This window comes from Methylorubrum podarium, assembly GCF_040270385.1.
GTDB lineage: Bacteria > Pseudomonadota > Alphaproteobacteria > Rhizobiales > Beijerinckiaceae > Methylobacterium > Methylobacterium podarium.
The window spans coordinates 1-5,671 of record NZ_JBELQE010000036.1 but is presented as its reverse complement, the minus strand read 5'-3'; the positions used below and the strand labels follow the sequence as shown (position 1 = coordinate 5,671).

The following is a 5,671-nucleotide window of genomic DNA, read 5'->3' as shown; positions in this document are numbered from 1 at the left end:
CGGCAGAGCCGGTGCGAGGCGGGAGACCGGCACCGGCCCGAAAAGTGGCGGCCGGTTTTCGGCAGAGCCGGTGCGAGGCGGGAGACCGGCACCGGCCGGAACGTTGCGGCCCGCTCGCCGCTTGCGCGGCGGGCGCGACCGCCCGACAATCGGCCCCGTCATTTCAATGTCGGTTAACCATGTTCAGGCACGCAGGGGGGCGGCGATCGGGAGTCGGCGGGCGGTGGGTCGCGCCGGGATCGCCGTGGATGACGCGATGACGGGCGAGGCGGAAGGAAGCGGGAACGCGGTCGTCGCCGTCGTGGCGGCGCGGACCCCGGCCCCCCTCGTCCTCGCCCTGCGCGGCCAGTCCTGCAGCGTCGTCGCCGTCACAGGCCATGTCGTCGCGGATCTCGTCGCCGAGGCGCCGGCGGTGATCGTGGTGGAGGCCGAGCCCGATCGCTTCGACGCCCCGGCCCTGATCCGCGTCCTGCGGGAGCAGGACAGCCTCGCCCGCACGCCCGTCCTGCTGGTGGCGGGAGGCGAGGCGCGGACCCTGCGCCGGATCGGTCGGGAGGCCGGCGCCACCGACGTGCTGTCGAAGCCCTTCGAAGCCGGGGAATTGCAGGATCGGGTGGGTGTGCTGATCGAGCTCGCCTTGGCGCGCCGGGAGAGCGATGACCGGGCGCACGCGATGCGGCGCGACGCGGCGCGGGCGGTGGCCGACGCCGCCTCGCGGGAGCGCGAGATCATCCGCCGGCTCATGCTCGCCGCCGAATTCCGCGACGATCAGGCCGGCGACCACCTGACCCGCGTGGCGGGCTGCGTCATCGCCGTGGCGGAGGGGCTCGGCCTGTCGTCCGAGGAGGCCGACGACGTGGCGCTCGCCTCGACCATGCACGACATCGGCAAGATCGCCGTTCCCGACCACATCCTGATGAAGGGCGGCCCCCTCACGCCCGAGGAATGGGCGGAGATGCGCCAGCACGCGCTGCGCGGCTACCACATGCTGCACGACAGTTCCTCGCGCCTGCTTCAGATCGCCGCCGAGATCGCGTTGACCCACCACGAGCGCTGGGACGGCACCGGCTATCCCCGCGGCCTCAAGGGCGAGGAGATCCCGCGCTCCGGCCGGATCGTCGCGGTGGCCGACGTGTTCGACGCGCTGACCTCGGCCAGAAGCTACAAGCCCGCCTGGCCCCTGGAGCGGGCGCGGGCGCATCTGGAGGCGGAGTCCGGACGGCATTTCGACCCGGCCTGCGTCGCCGCCTTCCTCTCGCGCTGGGACGACATCGTCGCCCTGGTGCAGGAGCGGGCGGCGTAGAGCGTCTTCCTTGATCCGCGGATCGCGGAAGACGCTCTAAGCTTCTGGTCCTTCGCATTTTCTTCGATCGAGCCGGTGACCCCCCGCTCGAAAATGCCCTCGGACCCGCTCGGGCGGCCTCGAGCCCGGTCCTGTCCCGGGAGCGCTACGACGACGGGCTCGAGCCCTGAACCGCCTCGCCGCCGGACGGCTCGTTCCCGACCGGTCCGCCGTCGGCCGCGGCGATGCAGTAGAGAATCGTCTCGCCCTCTCCCACCGTGTAGTTCTGCAGGAAGAACCGGTAGCCGAGATCCAGGCTCGCGATGAAGTCGGGGATCTCGAAGTAGTCGCTCCAGCGGTGATAGACGGAGATCGCGAGCTTGGGGCGAAACCGGCGCAGCGCCGCCTCGGCGCCTCGCAGGGCCGGGAGTTCCGACCCCTCGATATCCATCTTGATGAAGTCGATCCGCGGGACCGTGCCCGCCGCGACGAGATCGTCGAGCCGCCGGACCGGCATCACGGCCGCCTCCGCGAAGCCCGGATTGCAGAGGTTGTCGACCGGCGGGGCTTCGAACGCGTGATCGCTCAAACCATGTCCGAAGACGGTCAGGTTCGAGAGGTCATTCTGGCGGATGTTGTGGTGGGTGATGGTCAGGTGGGCTTCGAGCGGATCGAACGAGTAGACATGCCCGGTCGCGCCCACGGTCTCGGCGAAATCGACGGCGGTGTCGCCGAAGCAGGCCCCCGCATCGATCACGTGATCACCCGGCTCGGGCCGCACCCGCACGCCGCCGCGGTCGAAAAAGTATTGCCGCAGGAGGAAGGTGAAGAAGATGTTGGGGCGGAGGCAATCCAGTTCGAGGGTCCGCGTCTCGCGCGGCAACCGAACGTGGCAAAGGCCGGCGCCGCCCGGAACGTCGGCGAAGGGCGAGGCCTCGGCCGGAAGCGTCTGAGACTGCCGTCGCGCCTCCCAATAATCCGGCGTGTTGCTGTCGAGCCGGACATGGCGGCAGCCGAGGACGCGAAACAGCAGCAGGTCCACGAAGAGCTTGCGTGACGCGTCGTCTTCGAGGCGGCCGTAGGATCGGGCCATGTCGCCCCAATGGCCCGTCAGAAATGCCAGGAACTGCGCCCGCACTCTGTCGAACTCATCCTGCCCGGCAACGACTTCATAGGGGGGATAGCTGTGATCGATGTTGTCGTCTTCGTTTCGGCCCAAGGCTGCGATCAGCCGCTGACAGACATGCAGGCGGAAGGCGTCGATGTCGGTCGATTCGGAAACGGGCGCTGGCAACATGTCCTCTCCCGTCGGAGACAATCCGGAGACGATGCGGACGAAGGGTCATTCTGCGGCGCACGCCGCGCTCGCATCGTGCCCGAGGGATGGGCGTCGCGTGGGGGGATGGAAGACGCTCTCGCCTTTTGAGCAAAAACCGGACCGATCGAGATCGGGGATTCCGTATTCGATGCTCCTGCTATCGGTGAAGACCGGCGCCGTTGCAAGAGAACGGCGGAAACCCACCGGCCTCAGCGCCGAAGACGATCGCCGTGATTTTTTTCTAGCCTCGATCAGGGGAGCGCCGACGCGGATAGCTCGTCCTTGTCCTGACCGGCCGCTTGGACCGATTTCCTGGAGAGCCTGCATCGCGCGGGGCCACGCGGCTCGATGGTCTCGGGCCCGCCCAATCCGCACCGCGCAACGCCGCTCCGCGATGCGGGTAGTAGTCGGCGTGCTCGCTTGGCGCTAGAAGCGGGGCTCAGTTCCGATCCGGCCGCTTGTCGGTTCGAGTGTGCCGGTGCCAATTCGCCGGTTTGAAGGCGCCATTCCCTTGCCATTTCCGTCTCTGCCCTCCCCCCTCGCCCGGGCGCTCACCGAGCGCAGCTATGCCGAACCGACACCGGTCCAGCAGGCGGTGCTCGATGCCGCCCCGGACCGCGACCTGCTCGTCTCGGCCCAGACCGGGTCGGGCAAGACCGTCGCCTTCGGTCTCGCCATCGCCGGCACGCTGCTCGGGCCGGAGGAAACGCTGCCGCCGCCGGCCGCGCCGCTGGCCCTCGTCATCGCCCCGACCCGCGAGCTGGCGCTCCAGGTGCAGCGGGAGCTGACCTGGCTCTACGCGCAGACCGGCGCCCGCGTCGTCCCCTGCGTCGGCGGCATGGATCCGCGCCGCGAGGCCCGCGCGCTCGAGGCCGGCGTCCACATCGTCGTCGGCACGCCGGGGCGCCTGCGCGACCACATGGAGCGCGGCCGGCTCGTCACCGAGGGGCTTCGTGCCGTCGTCCTCGACGAGGCCGACGAGATGCTCGACATGGGTTTTCGCGAGGATCTCGAATTCATCCTGGCGGCGACGCCCGAGGACCGGCGCACCCTGCTGTTCTCGGCGACCCTGCCGAAGGCGATCGTCGCGCTGGCCGAGAGCTACCAGCGCGATGCCCTGCGGCTTGCCGTCGCCGGCGAGACGCGGGGCCATGCCGACATCGTCTACCGCGCGGTGCGGGTGATGCCGCGGGAGATCGAGCACGCCGTCGTCAACGTGCTGCGCTACGTCGATGCGCCGGTGGCGATCGTGTTCTGCAACACCCGCGACGGGGTGCGCCATCTCCAGGCCTCGCTGACCGAGCGCGGCTTCTCGGCCGTGGCGCTCTCGGGCGAACTCGGCCAGGGCGAGCGCAACGCGGCGCTCCAGGCCCTGCGCGACGGCCGCGCCCGGGTCTGCGTCGCCACCGATGTCGCCGCCCGCGGCATCGACCTGCCGGGCCTCGACCTCGTCATCCACGCCGACCTGCCGCACGACGCCGAGGTGATGCAGCACCGCTCCGGCCGCACCGGCCGGGCCGGGCGCAAGGGCACCAGCGTCGTGCTGGTGCCGCCGGCCCGTCGGCGGCGCGCCGAGCAGATGTTCGCCATCGCCAAGGTCAGCCCCGACTGGAGCGGCCCGCCGAATGCGGACGAGATCCGCGCCCTCGACCGCGAGCGGATGATGTCCGATCCGCTGCTCTCCGAGCCCGAGACGGAGGAGGAGCGCGAGTGGGAGCGGGACTGGGCCGAGGCGCTGATGGAGCGCTGCCCGCCCGAGCGCCTCGCCGCCGCCTTCGCCCGGCTCTACCGCTCGCGCATCCCCGTGCCGGAGGAGGTGAGCGACCCGGCCTACGAGACGAGCCGGCGCCCCGAGTCCCGCAGCGGCGTGCCGGTCGGCGCCCCGCGGATCGGCGAGGACGAGCCGGGGGCCTGGTTCCGGCTCAATCTCGGCCGCCGCGACCGGGTCGAGCCGCGCCGCCTGCTGCCGATGCTGACCCGCCGCGGGCAGATCGGCCGCGGCGACATCGGCGCCATCCGGATCTTCGACAACGAGACGGCCTTCGAGGTGCGGGCCAGCGCCGCCGAGGATTTCGCAGCCGCCTTCGCCCGGCGCGGGCCCGCGGATGTCCGGATCGAGCGGATGCAGGGGGACGGACCTGCGCCAGCCAAGGCGCCGAAGAGCCCCCGCGCCCAGCGCCACCGCCGCGAGGCGACCAAGGCCGGACGGGGCGCCTGAGCCGCGCGCCGCCGCCCGGGCGGGGTGCGGATTTCGACGTGATACCGTTTCCGCTTGAATCCTTCGGTATTGCTTCCCTCGTCATCCCGGGGCCGCGTAGCGGAACCCGGGATCCACCCGTGACGCGCGGCTCAGCATGGCATCACGGGTGGATTCCGGGTTCGCCTTCGGCGCCCCGGAATGACGGAGTGCGGGCTGTACCGAACCAATCAACCGGAAACCGTATGATACCGATCGACGATGATGCCGGCGCATCGTCGGTCGCCCCGCGCTGACAGCGGCGAGACCGAAGCGATCAAGCCGACGGCGTGGGCCTCTGCCGGGCCCGCGTCCGGTCGCCCGTGCCGGATCGGTCGACGGCGGCTACTCGCCGCCGGACTTGTTGCCGAGCAGGCCGTTCACCGCGGCGTCCCAGCCCTCGCGGATCTGGCGGCCGCCCGGGATCTTGACGCCGAGCAGTTCGGGCTCGTCCGCGGCGTCCTGCGCCGGGCGGGGGGCGGGCACCTGCGCCGACGCGGTCTGCGTCGGCCGCGCGTCCGCGGGCCGGCTGCGGGCGGCGGACGCGGCCTTGCGGGCGGGATCGGATTTCACGATCTCGGCCTTCTCGGCCTTGTCCTTCTCGGTCTTGTCCTTCTCGGTCTTGGCCTTCGCGTCGAGCTTGGTCTCGACCTTGGCTTCGGGCTTCGCCGTTGCAGGCAGCGACACGAAACGGGCCGGCTGCTCCGTCTTGGCCCGGACCGTCTCGCTGCGGCTCGGCGGCAGCGGAACCGTGACTTTGGCGGGAGCGACGGCCGCCGCCGTGCGGGACGCGGGCGGAACCGTGGGGGCGGGCTCGATCGGCAGGGGCGAGCGG

At 71.2% G+C, this 5,671-nt stretch carries 3 protein-coding genes and 1 pseudogene; 2 read left to right on the top strand and 2 right to left on the bottom strand.

Annotated elements, in window-relative coordinates:
- The first annotated feature begins 256 nt into the window (after positions 1-256).
- The gene (locus tag ABS772_RS05780) at positions 257-1,303 is read left to right on the top strand and encodes an HD-GYP domain-containing protein (RefSeq protein WP_350392933.1); all 1,047 of its coding nucleotides are present in this window, start codon (positions 257-259) and stop codon (positions 1,301-1,303) included.
- Positions 1,304-1,448: 145 nt separating this feature from the next.
- Here ABS772_RS05780 and ABS772_RS05775 read toward each other — a convergent pair whose 3' ends face one another.
- On the bottom strand, positions 1,449-2,579 hold the full coding sequence (locus ABS772_RS05775) for an FkbM family methyltransferase (protein WP_350392932.1): 1,131 nt from the start codon (positions 2,577-2,579) through the stop codon (positions 1,449-1,451).
- Positions 2,580-3,111: 532 nt separating this feature from the next.
- On the opposite strand from ABS772_RS05775, the gene ABS772_RS05770 reads away from it, so the two are divergent.
- Positions 3,112-4,818, top strand: a complete 1,707-nt coding sequence (locus ABS772_RS05770; protein WP_350392930.1) for a DEAD/DEAH box helicase — start codon at positions 3,112-3,114, stop codon at positions 4,816-4,818.
- A gap of 363 nt (positions 4,819-5,181) precedes the next feature.
- On the opposite strand, the pseudogene ABS772_RS05765 reads toward ABS772_RS05770, so the two are convergent.
- Positions 5,182-5,671 (bottom strand): annotated as a pseudogene (locus tag ABS772_RS05765) (hypothetical protein); the annotation flags it as partial.